The sequence below is a fragment of the Rhodobacter sp. NSM genome (genome assembly GCF_052244495.1).
Lineage (GTDB): Bacteria > Pseudomonadota > Alphaproteobacteria > Rhodobacterales > Rhodobacteraceae > Cereibacter_A.
Genome location: NZ_JBQPXH010000063.1, coordinates 1 through 741 on the forward strand (window position 1 = coordinate 1; position 741 = coordinate 741).

General features: G+C 70.6%; 2 protein-coding genes. Both read left to right on the plus strand.

Annotation, left to right across the window (positions count from 1 at the left end; translation table 11 throughout):
• The first annotated feature begins 94 nt into the window (after window positions 1-94).
• Entirely contained in the window at window positions 95-544 is a 450-nt protein-coding gene (locus tag ACTVZP_RS22270; RefSeq protein ID WP_443214308.1) for an arsenate reductase/protein-tyrosine-phosphatase family protein, read from the plus strand.
• Window positions 541-741: Wzz/FepE/Etk N-terminal domain-containing protein (locus ACTVZP_RS22275; RefSeq protein WP_443214309.1), on the plus strand; the 201-nt coding region annotated here is incomplete at its 3' end. The genes ACTVZP_RS22270 and ACTVZP_RS22275, both read left to right, overlap by 4 nt.

Below are 741 nucleotides of genomic sequence, written 5' to 3' on the forward strand. Positions count from 1 at the left end.
TGCGCCGCTCAGCCGCTGGAACGACACGATCACCGACCTGCTGCCCTCGGTGGGGATCACCAGCAGCCTCGACCGGCTGGGGGCGGACTGAGCGGTGGACGTCCAGTCCGTCCTCGTGGTCTGCGTCGGCAACATCTGCCGCTCGCCCACCGGCGAGCGGCTCCTCAGGGCGCGGCTCCCCGGGCTCCGGATCGAGTCGGCGGGGCTGGCGGCACTTGTGGGAAGTGCCGCCGACGGGCGCTCGGCGGCGGTGGCCGAGGCCGGCGGGCTGTCGCTCGCAGGCCATGTGGCGCGGCAGTTCACGCCCGCGATGGGAACGGCCTTCGATCTCATCCTCGTCATGGAGACGGCGCACCGGGCGCGGATCGCCCGGCTGGCGCCGCAGCTTCTCGGCCGGACCATGCTCTTCGACCACTGGTCGGGAAGCCGAGGGATCCCCGATCCCTACGGCCGCCTGGCCGAGGTCTACGAGAGCACATTTTCCAGATTGTCCGCGGCGGCCGATGCCTGGGCCCTGCGGCTGCGCAAGAGGGTTGACGGATGACGGATGCGTCCCGGCAGGTGCCGGCCGCCGAAGAGGACGAGATCGATCTCGGGCTCCTCATGGCCCAGCTCTGGGCCGGCAGGACCTGGATCGCGGGCTTCATGACGGGAACGGCGTTTCTCGCGCTGGCCCATCTCGTCAACACGCCCCCGACCTATCAGGCGGATGCGCTCCTGCAGCTCGAACCCAAGAGCAGT